Source organism: Streptomyces sp. NPDC002676, from assembly GCF_053592455.1.
The window spans coordinates 1-20932 of sequence record NZ_JBSFVT010000023.1; the positions used below are offsets into that span (position 1 = coordinate 1).

Annotated in this window: 20 protein-coding genes and 1 tRNA gene; 18 read left to right on the forward strand and 3 right to left on the reverse strand. The window is 69.7% G+C overall.

What is annotated here, in order from left to right:
* Window positions 1-341: hypothetical protein (locus tag ACWD3E_RS36750; RefSeq protein WP_451391852.1), on the forward strand; the 341-nt coding region annotated here is incomplete at its 5' end.
* Between the two features lie 89 nt (window positions 342-430).
* Here the strand turns inward: ACWD3E_RS36750 and ACWD3E_RS36755 are convergent.
* Together ACWD3E_RS36755 and ACWD3E_RS36760 are read right to left on the reverse strand one after the other, a co-directional pair.
* A complete protein-coding gene (locus ACWD3E_RS36755) occupies window positions 431-832 on the reverse strand; it encodes a hypothetical protein (protein ID WP_451391853.1) in 402 nt (133 codons plus the stop codon).
* 282 nt (window positions 833-1114) lie between these two features.
* Window positions 1115-1186: transfer RNA gene (locus ACWD3E_RS36760), tRNA-Arg, on the reverse strand.
* 118 nt (window positions 1187-1304) lie between these two features.
* Here ACWD3E_RS36760 and ACWD3E_RS36765 point away from each other — a divergent pair.
* From ACWD3E_RS36765 to ACWD3E_RS36800, 8 genes are all read left to right on the forward strand, one after another.
* Entirely contained in the window at window positions 1305-1880 is a 576-nt protein-coding gene (locus ACWD3E_RS36765; protein ID WP_451391939.1) for a response regulator, read from the forward strand.
* A gap of 123 nt (window positions 1881-2003) precedes the next feature.
* Window positions 2004-2993 carry an ArgS-related anticodon-binding protein NrtL gene (gene nrtL, locus ACWD3E_RS36770; protein WP_451391854.1) on the forward strand — a complete coding sequence of 330 codons (990 nt, stop codon included), beginning with the start codon at window positions 2004-2006 and terminating at the stop codon, window positions 2991-2993.
* A 53-nt stretch (window positions 2994-3046) separates the two neighbouring features.
* Window positions 3047-4438 carry a diaminopimelate decarboxylase gene (lysA, locus tag ACWD3E_RS36775; protein WP_451391855.1) on the forward strand — a complete coding sequence of 464 codons (1392 nt, stop codon included), beginning with the start codon at window positions 3047-3049 and terminating at the stop codon, window positions 4436-4438.
* A 242-nt stretch (window positions 4439-4680) separates the two neighbouring features.
* Complete coding sequence (locus ACWD3E_RS36780) at window positions 4681-5973, forward strand: homoserine dehydrogenase (RefSeq protein ID WP_451391856.1); 1293 nt, start codon at window positions 4681-4683, stop codon at window positions 5971-5973.
* Window positions 5974-5979: 6 nt separating this feature from the next.
* Complete coding sequence (gene thrC, locus ACWD3E_RS36785) at window positions 5980-7038, forward strand: threonine synthase (RefSeq protein WP_451391857.1); 1059 nt, start codon at window positions 5980-5982, stop codon at window positions 7036-7038.
* Window positions 7039-7373: 335 nt separating this feature from the next.
* The gene (gene thrB / locus ACWD3E_RS36790) at window positions 7374-8303 is read left to right on the forward strand and encodes a homoserine kinase (RefSeq protein ID WP_451391858.1); all 930 of its coding nucleotides are present in this window, start codon (window positions 7374-7376) and stop codon (window positions 8301-8303) included.
* Window positions 8304-8710: 407 nt separating this feature from the next.
* A complete protein-coding gene (rho, locus tag ACWD3E_RS36795; RefSeq protein ID WP_451391859.1) occupies window positions 8711-10654 on the forward strand; it encodes a transcription termination factor Rho in 1944 nt (647 codons plus the stop codon).
* 237 nt (window positions 10655-10891) lie between these two features.
* Complete coding sequence (locus tag ACWD3E_RS36800; protein WP_451391860.1) at window positions 10892-12028, forward strand: LCP family protein; 1137 nt, start codon at window positions 10892-10894, stop codon at window positions 12026-12028.
* A 9-nt stretch (window positions 12029-12037) separates the two neighbouring features.
* Here the strand turns inward: ACWD3E_RS36800 and ACWD3E_RS36805 are convergent, their stop codons facing one another.
* Window positions 12038-12508, reverse strand: a complete 471-nt coding sequence (locus ACWD3E_RS36805; RefSeq protein ID WP_451391861.1) for a hypothetical protein — start codon at window positions 12506-12508, stop codon at window positions 12038-12040.
* Window positions 12509-12669: 161 nt separating this feature from the next.
* Here ACWD3E_RS36805 and rpmE point away from each other — a divergent pair, with 161 nt between their 5' ends.
* The 9 genes from rpmE to atpB all read left to right on the forward strand — a co-directional run bounded on the left by rpmE (window position 12670) and on the right by atpB (window position 20905).
* Window positions 12670-12894 carry a 50S ribosomal protein L31 gene (gene rpmE, locus ACWD3E_RS36810; RefSeq protein ID WP_030672379.1) on the forward strand — a complete coding sequence of 75 codons (225 nt, stop codon included), beginning with the start codon at window positions 12670-12672 and terminating at the stop codon, window positions 12892-12894.
* 106 nt (window positions 12895-13000) lie between these two features.
* The gene (prfA, locus tag ACWD3E_RS36815; RefSeq protein WP_451391862.1) at window positions 13001-14068 is read left to right on the forward strand and encodes a peptide chain release factor 1; all 1068 of its coding nucleotides are present in this window, start codon (window positions 13001-13003) and stop codon (window positions 14066-14068) included.
* 72 nt (window positions 14069-14140) lie between these two features.
* On the forward strand, window positions 14141-14980 hold the full coding sequence (prmC, locus tag ACWD3E_RS36820) for a peptide chain release factor N(5)-glutamine methyltransferase (protein WP_451391940.1): 840 nt from the start codon (window positions 14141-14143) through the stop codon (window positions 14978-14980).
* Between the two features lie 61 nt (window positions 14981-15041).
* Window positions 15042-15689: an L-threonylcarbamoyladenylate synthase gene (locus ACWD3E_RS36825; protein WP_451391863.1), complete on the forward strand. Its 648-nt coding sequence runs from the start codon at window positions 15042-15044 to the stop codon at window positions 15687-15689.
* Window positions 15686-16363, forward strand: coding sequence for an arsenate reductase/protein-tyrosine-phosphatase family protein (locus ACWD3E_RS36830; protein WP_451391864.1), 678 nt, complete (start codon window positions 15686-15688; stop codon window positions 16361-16363). Before ACWD3E_RS36825 ends, ACWD3E_RS36830 begins: the two co-directional genes overlap by 4 nt.
* 69 nt (window positions 16364-16432) lie before the next feature.
* A complete protein-coding gene (locus tag ACWD3E_RS36835) occupies window positions 16433-17671 on the forward strand; it encodes a serine hydroxymethyltransferase (protein ID WP_451391865.1) in 1239 nt (412 codons plus the stop codon).
* 151 nt (window positions 17672-17822) lie between these two features.
* Window positions 17823-19121, forward strand: coding sequence for an MraY family glycosyltransferase (locus ACWD3E_RS36840; RefSeq protein ID WP_451391866.1), 1299 nt, complete (start codon window positions 17823-17825; stop codon window positions 19119-19121).
* 302 nt (window positions 19122-19423) lie between these two features.
* Window positions 19424-19861, forward strand: coding sequence for a hypothetical protein (locus tag ACWD3E_RS36845; protein ID WP_451391867.1), 438 nt, complete (start codon window positions 19424-19426; stop codon window positions 19859-19861).
* 273 nt (window positions 19862-20134) lie between these two features.
* A complete protein-coding gene (gene atpB / locus ACWD3E_RS36850) occupies window positions 20135-20905 on the forward strand; it encodes a F0F1 ATP synthase subunit A (protein WP_451391941.1) in 771 nt (256 codons plus the stop codon).
* The last annotated feature ends 27 nt before the right edge of the window (window positions 20906-20932 follow it).

Genomic DNA, 20932 nt, shown 5'->3' on the forward strand with positions numbered 1-20932 from the left:
ATGCGACCGCGGCTCGCGCCGCTGGTATCACCGGCTGCTTCCACCACTTCGAGCTGGTCGAAGTGTTACTCGACGACGGCTACCTGGGCCTGAGCCGTGACCATCCCGGCCAGGCACTCACCCCGCCCAGAAAGCCCCGGCCCGGAGCACTGCCCGGCAGGGTCGAACAGTGGGAACGCGATCGGCACGATCACTCATCCGACCGCATCACTGTCGAGCACGCCCTGGCCGATCACAAACGCTGGAAGCAACTGATGCGCTGGACCCACCGACGTGATCGCCTGCCCGAGACCTACCGAGCCATCGCCGGCCTCGTCTCCGACCGCACCGTCATGACCTGAAAAGGACCGCGAGTAGGGCGAACACGCCTCACCCGCTATCACGCACCAACTCGTAAGAGGATTCGCGGCTGTACTTGCTTGCTCAGACATCATGTTTCATGACGTTGCGCGGTCCTCTCACGCTCGGCTAGTGCGGCACGGTACAGCTGAACGATCTCAGCATCTGAGAGCTGCGCGGCAGCACCGTGGCCTCCCGCCTCACGGCTGAGCCATTGGACTCTCTCCAGTAGTTCAGTGCCGGGTGTGCCCCGTCGCCAGGCCACAATGTGGTGGTTCTGGCTGCGTGGTAGGCGAACAGGTAGGTGCTCGAACTGTCGGGCGCGCAGGATCTCGGTGATATGCGTGAGAGCTTTCCCTCGCAAGCTCCGGTGCTTCCCGATGCGGCGGAGTTCTTCCATCGAGAAGATCCCGAGCTCGCTGCGGCCTGCAAACGTTTCGATGATGCGCACGGCCTCGGAAGTGGCAGGCAGGCGTTCAACTGCGGTTGTCATCATCCCCCCTTGGACATGGCAGCACGGGGGCAGCCTAGGGTGCGGCCGGCGTGGGCGCATGGCGAATGCCAGAGTGATCTGCGGCGAGCCGGTCAACGATTGGCTGCCCGGTGACCTCCCATTGCAGCAGCTGACCAGGGCGAATGCCCCAAGATCCTGTCCACAAATAGTCCACAGACCCCGTCCTAGGGCCGCTCAGCGCTGCATACGCCTGCACATACGCGAAGACCCCGACCGCAGCGTTTCCGCTGGTGACGGGGTCTTTGGGCACCTCATACTGGGTGCCCCCGGCAGGATTCGAACCTGCGCACACGGCTCCGGAGGCCGTTGCTCTATCCCCTGAGCTACGGGGGCGTGTCGGGCGCTTTGCTTCTTGCTTGCGGCGACGGGTAGAACCCTAGCAGGTCTCGCGGGGTGATCAGGAACGGGTTTCCTCGGCGCAGTGGGGGAGGGTCCCCTGTACGGGGTGGAAGTGGGGAAAACCCGGACGCGGTGGCCGGTCCGGACCTACTCTCGAGTTGTGCCAGGCGCGTCGGGTCGGGTGCTTGTTGTGGACGACAACAAGGTCATCCGGCAGCTGATCAGGGTCAACCTTGAGCTGGAGGGGCTCGAGGTCGTGACCGCAGCCGATGGTGCCGAGTGTCTGGACGTGGTGCATCAGGTGCGGCCCGATGTCGTGACCCTCGATGTCGTCATGCCCCGTCTCGACGGGCTGCGGACCGCCGCTCGGCTCCGTGCCGACCCCCGTACGCACGACCTGCCCCTCGCCATCATCAGCGCCTGTACGCAGTACGAGGTCGAGACCGGTCTCGATGTCGGCGTCGACGCCTTCCTCGCCAAGCCCTTCGAACCCGCGGAACTCGTTCGTCTCGTCAAGCACTTGATCGGGAAGAAGAGCGGGGATGTTGCCAGTGGTGGCGGCGGTGGCAGCGGTGGTAGCGGTGGCAGCGGCAGTGGTGAGGACGAGGGGGGTGGTGAGGACAGTGGGGACGGTGACGACGGAGGCCTCGCCGATGAGGTTCCCGATGGCGTCTCTTTTGGCGGGTAGCTGATCGGGCGGGGGCTCCCGTTGTCGTTTGTTCCTCCCGTTGTCCTCTTCCCCCTCCAGTTCCCCTTCCAGCACTTGAAACCGCCTCGCATACCCACCCCCCTCCTCCCCTACGCTTGTCCCGTGACCCCCGTCGAGCTTTCCCGCGTCGTGCTGCACGCAGTGCGTCGTGCCGTCGAGGGCGGGCAGCTCAGCGTGGCCGTGCCCGAGCGGGTCGTCGTGACCGAGCCGGGGCCCGGAGGGTGCGGGGACTTCGCGACCAACATCGCGCTGCAGCTCGCCCGGCCGGCCGGGCAGCCGCCGCTGCGGGTGGCCGAGATCCTGCGGCCCCATCTCGTCGGCACCGATGGCATCCGGGACGTCGTCGTCACCGGGCCGGGGTTCCTCAACATCCGTCTCGCCGAGCAGGCCCAGGCCGGCCATGTCGCCGCCCTCGTCCGGGAGATCCACGCCCGCGGTGGCTCGTACGGGCACGGAGACGGTCTCGCCGGGCAGGTCGTCGCGCTCCGCGTGCCGTACGAGGTCCGGGCCGAGGTCGTCGCCGACGCCGTCGTACGGATCGTCGCCACGCAGGGCGGGCGGGCCACCGTCGAGCACGGCGAGCCCGTGAATCTGCGGCCCGTCCCCGCGCCGGAGGACCCCGCCCCGCTCGGAGCCGACGCCGCCCAGTGGGCCCTGCTGCATCCCGCCCCGCACGACCGGCCCCGGATCACCGCCGACCATCTCGTGCAGCGGGAGAGCAATCCGCTGTTCCGGGTGCGGTACGCCCACGCCCGCGTCCGGTCCCTCGGCCGCAACGCCGCCCGCCTCGGCTTCTCCGCCGACCCCGGCGTCGTCCCCGCCATCGGTACTTCCCACCCCCTCACGACCGCCCTGGCCGCCCACCCCCGCGTCCTCGCCCTGGCCGCCACCCACCGGGCCCCGGACCGGCTCGCCCGGCATCTCGTGATCGTCGCTGATGCCGTGCTGCCCCTGCTGGCCACCGTGCTGCCGCGCGGCGACGAGAAACCCTCGGCCGCCCACCGCGCCCGGCTCGCGCTCGCCGAAGCCGCCGGGACGGTGCTGGCCGGCGGCCTGTCCCTGCTCGGTATCGACGCACCCGAACACCTCTGAGGGCCCAGCGCAGATGAGTCCCGGAGAGATACAGAGAGTCTGAGAGTCACGTCATGAGCCGTTCCGCGCACCCCGCCGGGCCCCGTCACGCCGACGTCCTCCCCGAAGGGCACTACGCCGCCCCGCCCGCCGACCTCAACGCCCTCGACCCCAAGGTGTGGGCCCAGACCGTCGGCCGGAACGACGACGGTGTCCTCACCGTCGGCGGGATCCCGGCGACTCGGCTCGCCGAGGAGTTCGGCACCCCGGCCTACATCCTCGACGAGGCCGACTTCCGCGCCCGCGCGCGGGCGTGGCGTACCGCCTTCGGTGCCGACGCCGACGTGTTCTACGCCGGCAAGGCCTTCCTCTCCCGCGCCGTCGTGCGCTGGCTGAACGAGGAGGGGCTCAACGTGGACGTGTGCTCCGGCGGTGAGCTGGCCACCGCCCTGTCCGCCGGTATGCCCGCCGAGCGCATCGCCTTCCACGGCAACAACAAGTCCGTCGCGGAGATCACCCGGGCCGTCGAGGCCGGTGTCGGGCGGATCGTGCTCGACTCCTTCCAGGAGATCGTGCGGGTCGCGCACATCGCGCAGTCCCTGGGCGTGCGGCAGAAGGTGCAGATCCGGGTCACCGTCGGCGTGGAGGCGCACACGCACGAGTTCATCGCCACCGCCCATGAAGACCAGAAGTTCGGCATTCCGCTCGCCGGGGGGCAGGCCGCGGAGGCCGTGCGGCGGGCGCTCCAGCTCGACGGGCTCGAACTGATCGGCATTCACAGCCACATCGGGTCGCAGATCTTCGACACCTCCGGGTTCGAGGTCGCCGCCCACCGGGTCGTCGGGCTGCTCAAGGACATCCGGGACGAGCACGGCGTCGAGCTGCCCGAGATCGACCTCGGCGGCGGGCTCGGCATCGCCTACACCAGCAACGACGATCCGCGTGAGCCGCACGAGATCGCCAAGGCGCTGACCGAGATCGTCACGCGTGAGTGCGAGGTCGCCAGGCTGCGGACTCCGCGCATCTCCGTCGAGCCGGGGCGCGCCATCGTCGGTCCCACGGCGTTCACCCTGTACGAGGTCGGCACCGTGAAGCCGCTCGACGGGCTGCGCACCTATGTCTCCGTCGACGGCGGCATGTCGGACAACATCCGCACCGCGCTCTACGACGCCGAGTACAGCGTCGCCCTCGTGTCGCGGACCTCCAGCGCCGAGCCGATGCTCGCCCGTGTCGTCGGCAAGCACTGCGAGAGCGGGGACATCGTGGTCAAGGACGCGTTCCTGCCCGCCGACCTGGCGCCGGGCGACCTCATCGCCGTACCCGCCACCGGCGCCTACTGCCGGTCCATGGCCAGCAACTACAACCACGTCCTCCGGCCGCCCGTCGTCGCGGTGCGGGAGGGAGAAGCCCGGGTGATCGTCCGGCGTGAGACGGAGGAGGACCTCCTGCGTCTCGACGTCGGGTGAACAGCCCGATGAACAGCCGGGTGAACAGTCCGACGAATAGCCGGATGAACAGCCCGATGAACAGCCGGGTGAACAGCCGGGTGAACAGCCGGGTGAACAGCCGGAAGAGGAGCCGGAAGATCTGCGGATTTTCCGTCTCGGCTGAATGAAATAGACGTCTCACGATCCGGACGAAGGGTAGAAACTCCCGTCCGGTGAGTGAGACTGGTCCAACCGTAGACGGTATGAGGAAACGAGGTCGGATGATGCGTACGCGTCCGCTGAAGGTGGCGCTGCTGGGCTGTGGAGTGGTCGGCTCAGAGGTGGCGCGCATCATGACGACGCACGCCGACGATCTCGCCGCCAGGATCGGGGCCCCCGTCGAGCTGGCCGGGGTCGCCGTACGACGGCCCTCCAAGGTGCGTGAGGGCATTCCGGCCGAGCTGGTGACCACCGACGCCACCGCCCTCGTCAAACGTGGGGACATCGATGTGGTGGTCGAGGTCATCGGGGGCATCGAGCCCGCCCGCGGCCTCATCACCACCGCCTTCGAGCACGGGGCGTCCGTCGTCTCCGCGAACAAGGCCCTGCTCGCCCAGGACGGGGCCGCCCTGCACGCCGCCGCCGAGGAGCACGGCAAGGACCTCTACTACGAGGCCGCCGTCGCCGGTGCCATCCCGCTGATCCGGCCGCTGCGCGAGTCCCTCGCCGGTGACAAGGTCAACCGGGTGCTCGGCATCGTCAACGGCACCACCAACTTCATCCTCGACAAGATGGACTCCACGGGGGCGGGCTACCAGGAGGCCCTCGACGAGGCCACCGCCCTCGGGTACGCCGAGGCCGACCCGACCGCCGACGTCGAGGGCTTCGACGCCGCCGCCAAGGCCGCCATCCTCGCCGGCATCGCCTTCCACACGCGCGTCCGCCTGGACGACGTCTACCGCGAGGGCATGACCGAGGTCACCTCCGCCGACTTCCGCTCGGCGAAGGAGATGGGCTGCACCATCAAGCTGCTCGCCATCTGCGAGCGGGCCGAGGACGGCGCCTCCGTCACCGCGCGCGTGCACCCGGCCATGATTCCGCTCACCCATCCGCTCGCCTCCGTGCGCGGCGCGTACAACGCCGTCTTCGTCGAGTCGGACGCGGCCGGGCAGCTGATGTTCTACGGCCCCGGCGCCGGCGGTGCCCCGACCGCCTCCGCCGTCCTCGGCGACCTCGTCGCCGTGTGCCGCAACCTGCTGAGCGGCTCGACCGGGCCGGGCGAGTCGGCGTACGCCGACCTGACCGTCTCGCCGATGGGCGAGGTCGTCACGCGCTACCACATCAGCCTCGACGTGGCGGACAAGCCGGGTGTGCTCGCCCAGGTCGCCACCGTCTTCGCGGAGCACGGCGTGTCGATCGACACTGTTCGCCAGCAGGGCAAGGACGGCGAGGCCTCTCTCGTCGTCGTCACCCACCGCGCGTCCGACGCCTCCCTGTCCGGGACCGTCGAGGCGCTGCGCAAGCTCGACACCGTGCGGGGTGTCGCCAGCATCATGCGGGTTGAAGGAGAGTAAGCAGCAATGACCCACCAATGGCGCGGAATCATCGAGGAGTACCGGGACCGACTGCCGGTATCCGCCACTACGCCGGTCGTGACGCTTCGCGAGGGTGGTACGCCCCTCGTGCCCGCGCAGGTGCTCTCCGAGCGCACGGGCTGCGAGGTCCACCTGAAGGTGGAGGGCGCCAACCCCACCGGTTCCTTCAAGGACCGGGGCATGACCATGGCCATCAGCAAGGCCAAGGAGGAGGGGGCGAAGGCCGTCATCTGCGCCTCCACCGGCAACACCTCCGCCTCCGCCGCCGCGTACGCGGTGCGGGCGGGCATGGTCTCGGCCGTGCTCGTGCCGCAGGGCAAGATCGCGCTCGGCAAGATGGGCCAGGCCCTCGTGCACGGCGCGAAGATCCTCCAGGTCGACGGCAACTTCGACGACTGCTTGACGCTCGCTCGAGCCCTGAGTGAGAACTACCCGGTGGCGCTGGTCAATTCGGTCAACCCGGTGCGCATCGAGGGCCAGAAGACGGCCGCCTTCGAGATCGTGGACATGCTCGGGGACGCGCCCGACATCCACGTCCTGCCGGTGGGCAACGCGGGCAACATCACCGCCTACTGGAAGGGCTACAAGGAGTACGCCGCCGACGGCATCTCCGCGAAGACCCCTCGGATGTGGGGTTTCCAGGCCTCCGGCAGTGCACCGATCGTGCGCGGCGAGGTCGTCAAGGACCCGTCGACCATCGCCACCGCCATCCGCATCGGCAACCCTGCCTCCTGGCAGTACGCGCTGGCCGCGCGGGACGAGTCCGGCGGCGCCATCGACGAGGTGACGGACCGTGAGATCCTGCGCGCCTACCGGCTGTTGGCCGCGCGGGAGGGCGTCTTCGTGGAGCCCGCCTCCGCCGCCTCCGTGGCCGGTCTGCTCAAGGCCGCCGAGCAGGGCAAGGTCGACCCGGGGCAGCGCATCGTGTGCACCGTCACCGGCAACGGCCTGAAGGACCCCGACTGGGCCGTCGCCGGCGCCCCGCAGCCGGTCACCGTCCCGGTCGACGCGGCCACCGCGGCCGAGCGCCTCGGCCTGGCCTGAGCGCAGGCTCCAGTGCCGGGCCGAGTACCGGCCTGAGCAGGGGCAAACCCGTGGCGAGGGGCACAGGGGGCTTACGACACGCATCGTGCGCCTCCTGTGCGCCCTATGTCGCCACAGAACCTTCCTTCGATAGGCTGTACTGAACCCGCCCACCGCATATGCCCTGCGTGTGGCACGGGGCCGCGTCGTCTCCGCGGCCCGACGGGTCTTCGTACGTCATCGAATGTCATCATCGAATGTCCATGTCATCGAATGCCTCCTGAGTGACCACCGAATCCATCGAGCGTCATTCGAGCGCCATTCGAGCCACGCAGCTCAAGGAGAGTCTTCGAGCGATGGCCGGTCCAGCCTTCCGCGCCGCCGCCGTCCGGGTGCGCGTTCCCGCCACCAGCGCCAATCTCGGCCCGGGTTTTGACGCCCTGGGCCTCGCGCTGGGTCTGTACGACGACGTCGTCGTCCGGGTGGCCGACTCCGGGCTGCACATCGACATCGCGGGTGAGGGCAGCGAGACCCTCCCGCGCGACGAGAGCCACCTTCTCGTCCGCTCCGCCCGCACCGCCTTCGATCTGCTGGGCGGACAGCCCCGAGGCCTGGAAATCGTCTGTGCCAACCGCATTCCGCACGGGCGGGGCCTGGGTTCCTCCTCCGCTGCCATCTGCGCCGGAATCGTCGCCGCCCGCGCGGTGACCATAGGTGGCGAGGCCAGGCTCGACGACGCTGCCCTGCTGGAACTGGCCACCGAGATCGAGGGTCATCCGGACAACGTCGCGGCGTGTCTGCTCGGCGGGTTCACCCTGTCCTGGATGGAGGCCGGCGCCGCCCGGGCGATCAGGATGGAGCCCAACGATTCCATCGTTCCGGTGGTTTTCGTCCCCGGAAAGCCGGTACTGACGGAGACCGCCCGCGGTCTGCTGCCGCGCACCGTGCCGCACGTCGACGCCGCCGCCAACGCGGGCCGGGCCGCCCTGCTCGTCGAGGCCCTCACCCGGCGCCCCGAACTGCTGCTGCCCGCCACCGAGGACCGCCTCCACCAGGAGTACCGCGCCCCGGCCATGCCGGAGAGCGCCGCGCTGGTGGAACGGCTGCGCGCCGACGGCATCCCGGCTGTCATCTCCGGCGCCGGCCCCACCGTGATGGCCCTGGCCGACGCGGGCACCGCCGCCAAGGTGGAGGCCCTGGCCGGCACCGGCTGGGCCGCCAACCGGCTCAGCCTCGACACCCAGGGCGCGAGCGTGCTGCCGCTCGCGGCCTCCGGTGTGGACTGACCGCGGACGGTTGCCGGATATTGGAGAGGGGGAATGTTTGTTGGATCCGGTAGTGTTAACCTCAAGTCTGCACCCGACCTGACCACGGCGAGGTGCTTCGTGTCCCCGTCCGGGACAGACATTCTTCCGGGAGCCTCCCAAGCCACTCCGTGTTCCGTGCGCCGTACCTGGGCAGTACGACGTATGCGGACACTGAGCGGGCCGCGCAAGCTCCGGAATCGGTGCGACCACGCCACGTGACACCGGGTGCCACGGCCCGCGGAAGCGCCATCACCAGCAAATTTCTCTTCCGCCGCGTTGGCGGACCACCGCCCCGGCACGGTTCACCGAAGACAGGACCGTAGCCGGACAGCACAACCGGTCGCCGAGCCAGACAGGCCGACGTCCGCTCCAGGGAAGGACCCTTCGTGAGCGACACCACCGATCTGATGGGCGCACGTGTCGAGGAGACCGCTGCCGCGCCCGCCACGGACGCCTCCGCGCCTGCCACCGGTGCCGGCTCCCGGCGGCGCCGCGGTACCGGCCTCGAGGGCATGGTGCTGGCCGAGCTGCAGCAGGTCGCCTCGGGCCTCGGCATCAGGGGCACCGCGCGGATGCGCAAGAGCCAGCTGATCGAGGTCATCAAGGAGGCCCAGGCCGGTGGGGGCGCCGCCCCCAAGGCCGAGGCCGCCACCGAGACCAAGCCCAAGCGCCGGGCCACCTCCAAGGCCCGTACGGGTGAGACCGCCGACGGCGAGAAGAAGGCCGAGGCTCCGGCCGAGAAGGCCGTGGCCCAGCAGCAGATCGAGATCCCCGGCCAGCCCGCCAGCGACGACGCCCCCACCGAGCGCCGCCGTCGCCGTGCCACCGCCGAGGCCGGCAGCCCCGCCGCGACCGGCACCGAGACCGTCGTGGCCGAGGCGAAGGCCGAGCCCAAGGCCGAGACGCCCGCGCAGCCGCAGGGCGAGGCCGGTGACGGCGAGGGCCGTGGCCGCCGCGACCGCCGGGAGCGCGGGCGTGACCGCGACCGCCGCGGCAAGGGCGAGGAGCAGCAGGGCCAGGGCGGCCAGCAGCGCCAGCAGCAGGGCCAGCAGGGCGGCCGTCAGGACCGCCAGCAGGACGAGGACGACTTCGAGGGCGGCCGTCGGGGCCGTCGGGGCCGCTACCGCGACCGCCGTGGCCGTCGTGGCCGCGACGAGATGGGCGCCGCCGAGCCGCAGCTCGCCGAGGACGACGTCCTGATCCCCGTCGCGGGCATCCTGGACATCCTCGACAACTACGCCTTCATCCGGACCTCCGGCTACCTGCCGGGCCCGAACGACGTGTACGTCTCCCTCGCCCAGGTCCGCAAGAACGGCCTGCGCAAGGGTGACCACATCACCGGTGCGGTCCGTCAGCCGAAGGAGGGCGAGCGTCGCGAGAAGTTCAACGCGCTGGTCCGCCTCGACTCCGTCAACGGCATGGCGCCCGAACACGGCCGTGGCCGCCCGGAGTTCAACAAGCTGACCCCGCTCTACCCGCAGGACCGCCTCCGCCTGGAGACGGACCCGGGCGTGCTCACCACCCGCATCATCGACCTGGTCTCGCCGATCGGTAAGGGCCAGCGCGGTCTGATCGTGGCCCCGCCGAAGACCGGTAAGACCATGATCATGCAGGCGATCGCCAACGCGATCACGCACAACAACCCCGAGTGCCACCTGATGGTCGTCCTCGTCGACGAGCGTCCGGAAGAGGTCACCGACATGCAGCGGTCGGTCAAGGGCGAGGTCATCTCCTCGACCTTCGACCGCCCGGCCGAGGACCACACCACGGTCGCCGAGCTGGCCATCGAGCGCGCCAAGCGTCTGGTGGAGCTGGGTCACGACGTGGTCGTGCTGCTCGACTCCATCACGCGTCTGGGCCGTGCGTACAACCTCGCCGCGCCCGCCTCCGGCCGCATCCTGTCCGGTGGTGTCGACTCGACCGCCCTGTACCCGCCGAAGCGCTTCTTCGGTGCGGCCCGCAACATCGAGGACGGCGGCTCGCTGACGATCCTCGCCACCGCCCTGGTGGACACCGGGTCCCGCATGGACGAGGTGATCTTCGAGGAGTTCAAGGGCACCGGCAACATGGAGCTGAAGCTCGACCGGAAGCTCGCCGACAAGCGCATCTTCCCGGCGGTGGACGTCGACGCGTCCGGTACCCGTAAGGAAGAGATCCTGCTCGGCAACGAGGAGCTGGCCGTCGTCTGGAAGCTGCGCCGGGTGCTGCACGCGCTCGACCAGCAGCAGGCGATCGAGCTGCTGCTCGACAAGATGAAGCAGACCAAGTCGAACGGCGAGTTCCTGATGCAGATTCAGAAGACGACGCCGTCGCCGGGCAACGGGGACTGAGTTCTCCGTGCCTCGGGCGAGACCTTTGCCACAAGGATCTCGTTCGGCACCGGTTTGCGGATGTACGACGTTTTCTGCTGAAGACGCTGGTGAGCGGGGTTTCGCCCCGCTGACCTGATCACACAGAGTGCCCATCGCTCCACGCGGTGGGCACTTTGCGTTGTGCAACCCTGTCCCGAGTTTCTCCGTCCGACCGGATGGAGCGACGATGGTGATTGGACGAGATCTAGGAGTGACGTGTCCGCCGAGAGCGCGCCGCAGCCCGGCATACCGGAGCCGATCGAGGCCGGCCCGAGCGGGGGCGGCACGGGTCGTCGCCGCAAGGCCCGCAGCAGGGGTCGTACGGCCCTGAGGGCCGTGGCCTGGACGGCCGCGGGCATCGTGGTGCTGGGCGGCACGGGCGCGGGGTACCTGTACTTCAAGCTCAACGGCAACATCAAGAGCGTCGACATCAACCAGGCGCTCGGCCCGGACCGGCCCTCGAAGACCGACAACGGTTCCGAGAACATCCTGGTCCTCGGCTCGGACAGTCGCTCCGGCAGCAACAAGAAGCTCGGCGGCGGCACGGACGACGGCAGCGCCCGCTCGGACACGGCGATGATTCTGCACGTCTACCAGGGCCACAAGAAGGCCGGCGTGGTCTCCATCCCGCGGGACACCCTGATCGACCGCCCCGCGTGCACCGATCCGAAGGGCACGAAGTACCCGGCCGCGACCGGCGTGATGTTCAACTCCGCGTACTCCACCGGCGGCGCGGCCTGCGCGGTGAAGACGGTCGAGACGATGACCGGCGTCCGCATGGACCACTACCTGGAGGTCGACTTCGCCGGCTTCCAGAAGCTCGTCGACGACCTCGGCGGCGTCCAGGTCACCACGACCAAGAGCATCGACGACCCGCAGAGCCATCTGAGCCTCAAGGCCGGCAGGCACACTTTGAACGGGCAGCAGGCCCTCGGCCTGGTGCGCACCCGGCACGGCGTCGGCGACGGATCCGACCTGGGCCGCATCCAGCTTCAGCAGGCCTTCATCAAGGCGCTGATGACCCAGGTCAAGCACGTCGGCGTCTTCTCGAACCCCAAGAAGCTGTACGACCTCGCCGACACCGCCACCAAGGCCGTCACCACCGACTCCGACCTCGGCACGGTCAACTCCCTCGCCGACTTCGCGAACGGTCTCAAGGGCATCAGCTCGTCCCACATGAGCATGGTCACCATGCCGGTCCGCTACGACCCGGCCAACCTCAACCGCGTCCTCCCGGCCGCAGCCAAGGACCAGCTGGTCTGGGACGCCCTGAAGAACGACCGGCCCATCCCGAGGGCAGCCACCGCAGGAACGGCCACGGGCGAGGCCAAGGGCGTCGTCACGACGCCGTAGCGCCCGGGCTCAGCCGAGCCACCGCGCCGGGTACCGATGGCGCCCCAGCCCGACCGCGGAGAACTCGTCCTCCCCGCCCCGCGCCACCGCGCCCAGTCGGCGCAGGGCCCGGGAAACGGGGCTGCCGGCCTCGGGGAAGGGCTCTCCCTCCGCCACCCGCAAGGGCCCCAGCACCAGGCCGCCGTCGGCCCAGACGGCGGCCTGCTGCTCGCCCACGCCGCCGAAGTACTCCGCCTCCACGTAGGCGACCGGGCCGCGGCCCGACCACTCGGCGAGACGCACGTCGAACCCTCCGGGCAGCCACCAGAAACCCAGGGCCCGGGCGGGGCCGCCGTCGGTGACCGAGTCGAACAGGTCGTCCGTCATCGGCATCAGCGACAGGCCCTGGCCGAGCGGCACCGAGCGGGCGCCGGGCAGCTCTCCCGTCATCGTCCGCAGCACGCTCTCGGCCCCGACCACCCCGCGCAGTTCGTAGCCCACCCCGCGACTCCTCCCGCTCCCGGCCGTCCGGGAATAGTTCCCCCCGACCCCCGGTTTTGGGGGATGGGCCCAGTCCTGGCAGACTGGTACGTCGGCTCCGGTTCACGCTTCCGCATTCCCGTGGCGGCGACCCGGCGCCCTCCCGGAATCTAGGAGACACCTTGAAGCGCGACATCCACCCCGAGTACGTCGAGACGCAGGTCAGCTGCACCTGTGGCGCGTCGTTCACCACCCGTAGCACGATCCAGTCCGGCACCATCCGTGCTGAGGTCTGCTCCGAGTGCCACCCGTTCTACACGGGCAAGCAGAAGATCCTCGACACCGGTGGCCGTGTGGCCCGCTTCGAGGCCCGCTTCGGCAAGGCTGCCGCCGGCTCCAAGAAGTAGCGAGCCCCAAACCGCCGGTCCACGGCCACGCCCTTGCGGGGGTGTGCCCGGGACCGGCGTTTTTGGTCGCCCGCCCTTCCCTTCATCGCAGTATCAGGAGCCCAAGATGTTCGAGGCCGTCGAGGAACTCGTCGCCGAGCACGCCGACCTGGAGAAGCAGCTCGCCGATCCGTCGGTCCACGCCGACCAGGCGAACGCGCGCAAGCTGAACAAGCGCTACGCCGAGCTGACCCCGATCGTCGCCACGTACCGCTCCTGGAAGCAGGCCGGCGACGACATCGAGACCGCGCGCGAGCTCGCGGCCGACGACCCCGACTTCGCAGCCGAGGTCAAGGACCTGGAGAAGCAGCGCGAGCAGCTGACCGAGAAGCTGCGCCTGCTCCTGGTCCCGCGCGACCCGAGTGACGACAAGGACGTCATTCTGGAGATCAAGGCCGGTGCCGGCGGTGACGAGTCGGCGCTGTTCGCCGGCGACCTGCTGCGCATGTACCTGCGGTACGCCGAGCGCATCGGCTGGAAGACCGAGGTCATCGACGCCACCGAGTCCGAGCTGGGCGGCTACAAGGACGTCCAGGTCGCCGTGAAGGCCCGCGGGCAGATCGAGCCCGGCCAGGGTGTCTGGGCCCGGCTGAAGTACGAGGGCGGCGTGCACCGCGTGCAGCGCGTGCCCGCGACCGAGTCGCAGGGACGGATCCACACCTCGGCGGCGGGTGTCCTGGTGACCCCCGAGGCCGAAGAGGTCGAGGTCGAGATCAACCCCAACGATCTGCGCATCGACGTCTACCGGTCCTCCGGGCCCGGCGGCCAGTCCGTCAACACCACCGACTCCGCCGTGCGCATCACGCACCTGCCGACCGGCGTCGTCGCCTCCTGCCAGAACGAGAAGAGCCAGCTCCAGAACAAGGAGCAGGCGATGCGTATCCTGCGCTCCAGGCTGCTCGCCGCGGCGCAGGAGGAGGCCGAGCGGGAGGCCGCCGACGCCCGCCGCAGCCAGGTCCGCACCGTCGACCGCTCCGAGAAGATCCGCACCTACAACTTCCCGGAGAACCGCATTTCGGACCACCGCGTCGGCTTCAAGGCGTACAACCTGGACCAGGTCCTGGACGGCGACCTCAACGCGGTGATCCAGGCCTGCGTCGACGCCGACTCGGCGGCGAAGCTCGCAGCCGCGTAAGGCACGTACGAGTACTTCCGGAGGGCATGCGTGCAGCAATCCATTGGGGGGCGACCCTCAAGTAACCGAAGTCTGCTGCTCGCTGAGGTGGCGCAGGCCACCCAGCGACTGGCCGACGCAGGCGTGCCCTCGCCGCGCACCGACGCGGAGGAGCTGGCCGCGTTCGTGCACGGGGTGAAACGCGGCGAACTGCACTCCGTGAAGGACGTGGACTTCGACGCCCGGTACTGGGAGGTCATCGCCCGCCGCGAGCAGCGCGAGCCGCTCCAGCACATCACCGGGCGGGCCTACTTCCGGTACCTGGAACTCCAGGTCGGCCCGGGGGTGTTCGTGCCGCGCCCGGAGACCGAGTCCGTGGTCGGCTGGGCCATAGACGCCGTGCGCGCCATGGACGTGGTCGAGCCGTGCATCGTCGACCTGTGCACCGGCTCGGGCGCCATTGCGCTCGCCCTCGCCCAGGAGGTCCCGCGCTCGCGCGTGCACGCCGTGGAGCTGTCCGAGGACGCCCTGGTGTGGACGCGGAAGAACGTGGAGGGGTCCAGGGTCGACCTGCGCCAGGGGAACGCCCTGGACGCCTTCCCGGACCTCGACGGCCAGGTCGACCTGGTCATCTCCAACCCGCCGTACATCCCGCTCACCGAGTGGGAGTACGTCGCCCCGGAGGCCCGTGACTACGACCCGGAACTGGCGTTGTTCTCCGGCGAGGACGGTCTCGACCTCATCCGGGGCCTGGAACGCACCGCGCACCGGCTGCTGCGCCCCGGCGGCGTCGTCGTCATCGAACACGCCGACACCCAGGGCGGACAGGTGCCGTGGATCTTCACCGAGGAGCTGGGCTGGGCCGACGCGGCCGACCACCCCGACCTCAACAACCGCCCGCGGTTCGCGACCGCCCGCAGGGCGCTGCCGTGAGCACCCCGACGGCAGTGATTTCCGAAGTCCCGCATTACGTGTACGAGGAGGCCCGCTAGACATGGCACGGCGATACGACACCAACGACTCGACCGACCGCACGACGGGTCTGCGCGAGGCCGCGTCCGCCGTCCGCCGGGGCGAACTGGTGGTGCTGCCGACCGACACCGTGTACGGCATCGGCGCCGACGCGTTCTCCTCGGACGCCGTCGCGGACCTGCTCGCCGCCAAGGGCCGGGGCCGTAACATGCCCACCCCTGTCCTCATCGGCTCCCCGAACACGCTGCACGGCCTCGTCACGAACTTCTCCGAGCTGGCCTGGGACCTGGTCGACGCGTTCTGGCCGGGCGCGCTGACGCTGGTCGCCAAGCACCAGCCGTCCCTCCAGTGGGACCTGGGCGACACGCGCGGCACGGTGGCCGTCCGCATGCCGCTGCACCCCGTCGCCATCGAGCTGCTCACGGAGGTCGGCCCGATGGCGGTCTCCTCCGCGAACCTCACCGGGCGCCCGGCGCCGGAGACCTGCGGCGCCGCCCAGGAGATGCTCGGCGACTCCGTCTCCGTCTACCTCGACGGCGGCCCCACGCCCGCCAACATTCCGTCGTCCATCGTGGACGTCTCCGGCGAGGTGCCGGTGCTGCTGCGCGAGGGCGCGATCTCGCCGGACGAGCTGCGGAAGGTCGTACCCGACCTCGAGGTGGCGAATTGACACCCCCTGAAGCGGGGCGTGGCATAGGCAACGGGGAACGCGAGGCGGAGCAGACCACGACCTTCGGGTTTCCGCCTGACACCTTCCACATCCTCCACGTCAGCACCGGCAATGTGTGCCGCTCGCCGATCACCGAGCGGCTGACCCGGCATTTCGTGGCCGAGCGGCTCGGCGTGCTCGGCGGCGGGCTGATCGTGACGAGCGCGGGCACCTGGGGCCACGAGGGCGCGCCCATGGAGGCGAACGCGGAGACGGTCCTCGCCGACTTCGGCGCGGACGCCTCCGGCTTCGTCGGCCGGGAACTGCTCGACGAGCACGTCATCAAGGCCGACCTGGTCCTGACCGCCACCCGCGACCACCGCGCCCAGGTCATCTCCATGGGCCACTCGGCGGGCCTGCGCACCTTCACCCTGAAGGAGTTCACCCGCCTGGTCCGCGCGATAGACCCGGCCACCCTGCCGCCCCTGGAGGACGGCGTGGTCCTGCGCGCCCGCGCCCTGGTCCGCGCCGCCGCGGCCCTGCGCGGCTGGCTGCTGGCCCCGACGGCGGAGGCGGACGAGGTGTACGACCCGTACGGGGCACCGCTGCCGTTCTTCCGTTCGGTCGGCGACGAGATACGCGAGGCGCTGGATCCGGTGGTGACGGCGTTGACGGGGGTTCCCGCGCGGGCGTAATGGTCGCGCGGGGCGGTCGGGGCGGGCCTACATTGGGGGTACGTCACCGTCCACCGCCCGGAGTCCGTCATGTCGGTCACCACTGTTCCCGAGACCGATGTCCTGCGGCGGCAGGATCCGGAGCTGGCCGAGATCCTGCTCGGGGAGCTGCGCCGGCAGTCGACGACGCTCCAGCTGATCGCCGCCGAGAACTTCACCTCCCCGGCCGTGCTGGCCGCGCTCGGCTCGCCGCTCGCCAACAAGTACGCGGAGGGCTATCCGGGCGCCCGGCACCACGGCGGCTGCGAGCTCGTGGACGTCGCCGAGCGCCTCGCGGTCGACCGGGCCAGGGCCCTGTTCGGCGCCGAACACGCCAATGTGCAGGCCCACTCGGGATCGTCGGCGGTGCTGGCCGCGTACGCCGCCCTGCTGCGCCCCGGTGACACCGTCCTCGCGCTGGGGCTGCCGTACGGCGGTCACCTCACGCACGGTTCGCCCGCCAACTTCTCCGGGCGCTGGTTCGACTTCGTCGGCTACGGCGTCGACGCGGAGACCGGGCTCATCGACCACGACCAGGTGCGCACCCTGGCCCGCGCGCACCGGCCGAAGGCCATCGTGTGCGGCTCGATCGCCTATCCCCGGCACATCGACTACGCCTTCTTCCGGGAGGTCGCCGACGAGGTCGGGGCGTATCTCATCGCGGACGCGGCGCACCCCATCGGCCTGGTCGCCGGGGGAGCCGCGCCCAACCCCGTGCCGTACGCGGACGTCGTCTGCGCGACCACCCACAAGGTGCTGCGCGGCCCGCGCGGCGGGATGCTGCTGTGCGGCGCCGAGCTGGCCGGGCGCGTCGACCGGGCCGTGTTCCCCTTCACGCAGGGCGGCGCGCAGATGCACACCATCGCCGCCAAGGCCGTCGCGTTCGGCGAGGCGGCGACCCCGGCCTTCGGTGCGTACGCCCATCAGGTGGTCGCCAACGCGCGGGTGCTCGCGGCCCGGCTGGCCGCGGAGGGGCTCGTCGTCACCACCGGCGGCACGGACACCCATCTGATCACCGCCGACACCGCCCCGCTCGGCGTGGACGGCCGCACCGCGCGCGGCCGGCTCGCCGCCGCCGGCCTCGTCATGGACTGCTGCGCGCTGCCGCACGGCGACAACCGCGGCCTCAGGCTCGGTACGGCCGCGGTGACCACGCAGGGCATGGGGGAGCCCGAGATGGAGCGGATCGGCGCACTGCTCACGGAGGTGCTGCGCGAGGAGACGGATCCTGCCACGGCGCGGGACGAGGTGCGTGCGCTGACCGGGCGTTTTCCGCCGTATCCGCGCTGATCGGGGGTAGGCGAAGTCACGTACACCCCGGTGCGGAGCGTGGCGCACAGCCTCACGTGCAACCATCGTCGCTACCCGGAAGTCCTCATCCATATGCGCGCCTCGCTAGGGTGTGGGGCTGTGATGGCCAGCGAGACCTGTGGGGAAGCCCGTGCGTGAATACCTGCTGACGCTCTGCATCACGGCCGCGGTGACGTATCTGCTGACAGGGCCGGTACGGAAGTTCGCGATCGTGGCCGGAGCCATGCCGGAGATCCGGGCGCGCGACGTGCACCGGGAACCCACTCCGCGCCTCGGCGGGATCGCCATGTTCTTCGGGCTGTGCGCGGGCCTGCTGGTGGCGGACCACCTCACCAACCTCAACGAGGTCTTCGCGAAGTCGAACGAGCCGCGGGCCCTGCTCTCCGGAGCCGCCCTGATCTGGCTGATCGGCGTCCTGGACGACAAGTTCGAGATCGACGCGCTGATCAAGCTGGGCGGACAGATGATCGCCGCCGGCGTGATGGTCATGCAGGGCCTGACGATCCTGTGGCTGCCCATCCCGGGCGTCGGCAACGTGGCGCTGACCCAGTGGCAGGGCACCCTGCTCACGGTCGCCCTGGTCGTCATCACGATCAACGCGGTGAACTTCGTGGACGGCCTGGACGGCCTCGCGGCGGGCATGGTCGGTATCGCGGCGACGGCGTTCTTCCTCTACTCGTACCGGATCTGGTACTCGTACGGCATCGAGGCCGCGGCCCCGGGAACGCTGTTCTCGGCGATCCTGGTGGGCATGTGCCTGGGCTTCCTGCCGCACAACATGCACCCGGCGCGGATCTTCATGGGTGACTCGGGCTCGATGCTGATCGGCCTGGTGCTTGCCGCGGGCGCGATCTCCATCACGGGCCAGCTCGACCCGGACGCCCTCGCTCTGTTCACGGGTTCGGAGAAGGCGGCGGTCCACCAGACGGTGCCGGTGTACATCCCGCTGCTGCTGCCGCTCACGATCATCGCCGTACCGGCCGCCGACCTCGTCCTGGCCATCGTCCGCCGAACCTGGCGCGGCCAGTCGCCGTTCGCCGCGGACCGGGGGCATCTGCACCACCGGCTGCTGGAGATCGGGCACTCGCACAGCCGGGCCGTGCTGATCATGTACTTCTGGTCGGCCCTGATCGCTTTCGGTGCCCTCGCCTACTCGGTCAACTCGGCGTCGATGTGGATCGGGCTGGGCGTGGTCTTCCTCAGCGCGGTGGGCCTGGTGCTGCTCCTGCTGCCGCGCTTCACACCGCGCGCCCCGCGCTGGGCGGAGCGGTTCGTGCCGCCGCGTTACCGCAGGCGCCGGAGCGCCGCCGAGGCGCCCGTGCAGCAGGTTCAGGAGACCGAGGAGCGCACCCCCGCCGTGGCCGGGGTCTCACGCGTCAACGGCGCTACCGCCATCGGCGCTCGTTCGCGTTTTCTTGACCGGCGCTAAGCCCACCAAGGTAAGAATCTGACTAGAGCATTGCCGTCTCATGGGGGAGCGAACTCCCCCAATACCAGACAAGTGGACCCGGTTTTTGCACAGACGCGCGCCGTCACTCTCATGTGTGACAGCCAGCACACCCACCAGGTAAAGACCTCATCAAATAGTTTGTGATACGGTTCACGAGAACCCCGGAGAGAGCCGAAGGACCCGAGTGCGACGGTCCTTTGGTGTGAGATCTCGATCACTCAGCCCGGGACTACGCTCGTCCATGACGACACCTGCCCCCCTGTGAAAGCGGAGTTGCCGCCATGCCGTCCAAAGACGTCCGGAACCTTGCGCAGATCGCTGTGCCCACAGCGGCTGCCGGCGTGATCGCCGTCGCCGTGAGCGCCGCGGTCGCGGGGGGCAAGGGCGCGCTCGGCGCGGCTGTCGGCACGCTGCTGGCCGTCCTGTTCATGGGAATCGGCCTGTACGTGCTCCAGTGGACGGCAAAAACGCTCCCGCAGCTGTTCCAGATGATGGGGCTGATGCTCTACGTCGCGCAGCTGCTGCTCCTCCTGATCTTCGTCGCTGTTTTCAAGGACACCTCCCTCTTCAACGCGAAGGCGTTCGCCGTGGCGCTCGTCGTCGCAACCGTCGTGTGGATGGCCGCGCAAGCTCGCGCGCACATGAAGGCCAAGATCTTCTACATCGACCCGGACTCCGAGAAGAGTGAGAAGCCCGAGAAGACAGGGCCGTCGTCGTGAGGGGTAGGGGCGGGATAAAGGCTTGTGAGATCTCCTGCTATCGTCCGGTGCCAACTGCGGCATCGCGGGCGCGGGCATCTGAGCTGACGCCTGCTCAATCGCGAGGCTCGATGCCCCCCAGCCGCCCCCACATCCGTAACACCAGTCCGGTGCCGATCCGCGGCCATGTGCCGCGCCGACACAACGAGGTTGCCGAACCCATGCGTCACGCCGAAGGAGCCCGCGGTGAGTGCTGACCAGACCCAGCTCGCCTTTGACTGGAGTTGTCGGATCATGTCCGACAACGGGTGCGGCTTCCCGGCTCCGGGCCTGCACTCGTTCCTGTTCAAGCCGATCGCCACGGTCGGCGGGTTCGAGTTCAACAAGGTGATGCTGCTCGCGCTCGTCACGTCCGTGCTCGTCGTCGCCTTCTTCGCGACGGCCTTCGGCAAGGCCAAGGTCGTCCCGGGCAAGCTGCAGATGATCGGCGAGGCCGGCTACGACTTCGTGCGCCGCGGCATCGTGTACGAGACCCTCGGCAAGCGCGAGGGCGAGAAGTGGGTGCCGCTCATGGTCTCCCTCTTCTTCTTCATCTGGATCATGAACATCTGGTCCGTGATCCCGCTGGCCCAGTTCCCGGTCTCCTCGGTCTTCGCCTTCCCTGTGGTCCTCGCCGCGCTGGTGTGGATCCTCTGGGTCGGTCTGACGTTCAAGCGCCACGGCTTCGTGGGCTTCTTCAAGAACGTCACGGGCTACGACAAGTCGCTCGGCGCGGTGCTGCCGCTGGTCATGCTGATCGAGTTCCTCTCGAACCTGTTCGTGCGGCCCTTCACCCACGCGGTGCGACTCTTCGCCAACATGTTCGCCGGTCACCTGATGCTGGTGATGTTCACCGTCGCCTCCTGGTACCTGCTGAACAGCTGGATGATCCCGGCGGCCGGTGTGTCGTTCGTGATGACCGTCACGATGATCCTCTTCGAGCTTTTCGTGCAGGCCGTCCAGGCGTACGTCTTCGTACTCCTCGCCTGCTCGTACATTCAGGGCGCTCTCGCCGAGCACCACTGAGCCCCACCCCAACCCCTGGTCGTCCGG